This is a genomic window from Bradyrhizobium sp. P2_E8 (genome assembly GCF_056403875.1).
In genome coordinates, this window is sequence record NZ_JBFUES010001014.1 from 1 (window position 1) to 2620 (window position 2620).

A 2620-nucleotide genomic window follows, 5' to 3' on the forward strand; every position below is an offset into this window, starting at 1 on the left:
CAGTAAGCTCTACTGCCGCATGATGTTGGCGACGCAGAGCAGCACGATCAGCGCCAGGAAGAACAGGTCCATATAGGACTTGAGCTCGCCGTCGCGGCGCAGCCGCGCAACATCGACCACGATCTGCTTGCGCGTCGAGGTTCCGCCCGAGCCGTCGTTGATCGGGGCCTGAAGGCGCCTGGTCTCGGCTTCCAGCTTCTCGATCTTCTGGAAGAAGTAGAACGCACGCAGCGTCGAGGCCGCGCGCATGCCGGTATAGACCAGCACCAGGATCGCGACGATCGCCCGGTTTTGATATTTCTCCAGGAAGTTGAGGCTGAAATAGACCATCGCCATGAACGCGAAGTTGGTCACGAAGCGGTAGACGAAGCTTAGAAAGACCATACTGGCTCCAGCCCAGAGAAGACGTGCAAGCGGGTCGTGTTGCGAATTCGGGGATACGAGACGCAGGCCGGGACAGCCGGCCTGAATGCCGCGCAGGCCTGTCTACGCCTACTTGGTTTCAACAAAGATACTATCCGCCCACAACTCGCCGCCTTTTAGCCACGCGCGGCCATAATGCAAGCCGGGCCACGACGGCCGGCCTGTTCCRCACGCGGGCGTCCGCAACGCTCAATGGCGATTTGGCGGAAGTCGCGATAGACTGGAGCTGCCGCCACACGTGGGGTCTGCCGATGCCGAAGAAGGGAATCACGGGCCACGACGACTGGGTTCTGACCGAGGCCCTCGCGACCGCGCTGGTCGCGCTGGAACAGCTCGAGCCGAAGCACCAGCCGAGCGCGCATATGGACGACATCCGCAAGATGCTCTCCAGCGGCAAGGAGCCCGCGGCGGTGAGCCTGCACCTCGCCCAGGCCAAGTGCCGCCTGTTTCCGGAGTCGGATCCGCTTCAGATCTACAAGGAATACGGGATCGGCGAGGAATATGGCTGAAGGGGCCGGGTCATCACCCTACTCCCGCCAGAACTCCGCCAGTTCTTCCGCGGTCACCAGATCGACCTGGCCGTGGAAGCGGGTGCGATACATGGTCATCAGCGCATCGTGCCCGACATCGGACGAGCTGCACAGCGCGTCCTCGACGATGACGACCCTGAAGCCGAGATCGACTGCGCTGAGGACCGTCGAGAGGACGCAGACGTCCGTCTCGGCCCCCGTGATCACCACCGTCCCGACGCTCTTTTCGAGCAACAGGCCCGCAAGGCCGGGATTGCTGAACGCGGAATAGGCCGGCTTGTCGATGACAGCGGCTGGAGGAACGAACCGGCTCAGAGCCGGCACGAGATCGAGCGCGGATGGCGGCAAGTGCCTGCGGGTCGCCTGGCTCCAGTGACGGAAATAGCTGCGCCACTGTCCGGGACGATCGTCCGGATGCTGAGGGGTCATGAAGCGCGTGAAGATCGTTCTGGCCTGGCGGCGGGAAACGATGGAGACGATCGCCGGCAGTACCCGTTCCATCCAGGGCGTCGCCCAGAGACCGCCGGGGGCGAAGATGTTCTGCATGTCGATGCAGAGGTGAACCGCATCCCGGATGTCGGCAATTTCCGACGCACTGTCCCTCATCGTCCTCCACCGTCAAACGCATGGCCGCGCGACGGCATCTCCGCGGCGAGCTCATCGGCTGCAATGCGCGTCCGACAGCCATCGTTCCGCGGTCATCCGCGATGGACGAAGCCCCGCGCCGCCAGCGCACGCCATCACGTCGGCGAATCGCGGGATCGATCGACGGCGTCGGCGGAATCATGAGGAAGATCGCCGCGTTCGACCGGACCGGTCACGCGACGGCTTCGACCGACGCAAGCGACGCACGGAAACGGGCCGGCGTGGTGCCAGTCCCGGGCCTACATCAGAAAAACTTCAGGGATTTCAAAGCCAAATTCGGCTTTTGGTGCGCTCGGAGGGACTCGAACCCCCACGATTTTACTCACTGCCACCTCAAGGCAGCGCGTCTACCAGTTCCGCCACGAGCGCTTTGGGGATGCCGGCCTGAGGCTTGAGGGCCGGCCGGATCAACGGCGCCGATCTAACAAATCCATCAGAGGGGTACAAGCCTGCAAAGGCCCTGAATTCCACAAGCTTGGCAGGAAAATCTCTCCCTGCCCGGATCGGCCCTATCGGGTGCCCAGGCCGCCACCGCGTGCCCAGGGCCGCTACCGTGTGCCCGGGCCGCTACGCGTGCCCCGGCAGCTATCGCGTGCCCGGCGTGCGCGGCAGCATCTGCTTGACCTCGACCGCGATCCGGTTGCGATCGACCAGCACGACGCCGGAGGYGACCGGCAGGTTGTTGGCCAAAACCTTGACCTCGTCGGCCTCGGTTGCGTCCAGCTCGATGATGGCGCCGCGGGAAAGACGTAATACCTGATGGATCGGCATGGTGGTCGTCCCGAGGACGACCATGAGATCCACGGTGACTTTATCGAGAGTGGGCACTGTCAGGACCGCCGCAACTTGAGACTAGCATTTGCGCCTGCAATCATCACCACGTTATGGTTAGCCAATGGTTAATTCGCCTCACAACCCCCGCCAAGACCAGCGTCAAGACCTCGATTTGACGTCGTTTGCCGCTTCCGCGGGCACGCCCGTGGAGTGGCGGATCTCGGACGCGCCGGTGCCCTATCCGGAGG

Annotated in this window: 4 protein-coding genes, 1 tRNA gene and 1 pseudogene; 2 read left to right on the forward strand and 4 right to left on the reverse strand. The window is 63.5% G+C overall.

The genetic code is table 11. The features are described 5' to 3' along the window. Window positions 1-9: 9 nt before the first annotated feature. The gene (locus AC1D00_RS35915; RefSeq protein ID WP_477013930.1) at window positions 10-384 is read right to left on the reverse strand and encodes a hypothetical protein; all 375 of its coding nucleotides are present in this window, start codon (window positions 382-384) and stop codon (window positions 10-12) included. Window positions 385-674: 290 nt separating this feature from the next. Between AC1D00_RS35915 and AC1D00_RS35920 the strand changes: the two genes are divergently transcribed. Continuing rightward, on the forward strand, window positions 675-932 hold the full coding sequence (locus AC1D00_RS35920) for a hypothetical protein (protein WP_027549326.1): 258 nt from the start codon (window positions 675-677) through the stop codon (window positions 930-932). An 18-nt stretch (window positions 933-950) separates the two neighbouring features. Here the strand turns inward: AC1D00_RS35920 and AC1D00_RS35925 are convergent, their stop codons facing one another. The 3 genes from AC1D00_RS35925 to AC1D00_RS35935 form a co-directional block, all read right to left on the reverse strand. Beyond that, a complete protein-coding gene (locus AC1D00_RS35925) occupies window positions 951-1559 on the reverse strand; it encodes a cysteine hydrolase family protein (protein WP_477013931.1) in 609 nt (202 codons plus the stop codon). Between the two features lie 323 nt (window positions 1560-1882). Next, window positions 1883-1967 (reverse strand) — tRNA-Leu (locus AC1D00_RS35930). A 216-nt stretch (window positions 1968-2183) separates the two neighbouring features. Beyond that, entirely contained in the window at window positions 2184-2426 is a 243-nt protein-coding gene (locus AC1D00_RS35935) for a FliM/FliN family flagellar motor switch protein (protein ID WP_477013932.1), read from the reverse strand. 67 nt (window positions 2427-2493) lie between these two features. Here AC1D00_RS35935 and AC1D00_RS35940 point away from each other — a divergent pair. Beyond that, window positions 2494-2620 (forward strand): annotated as a pseudogene (locus AC1D00_RS35940) (lipoyl(octanoyl) transferase LipB); the annotation flags it as partial.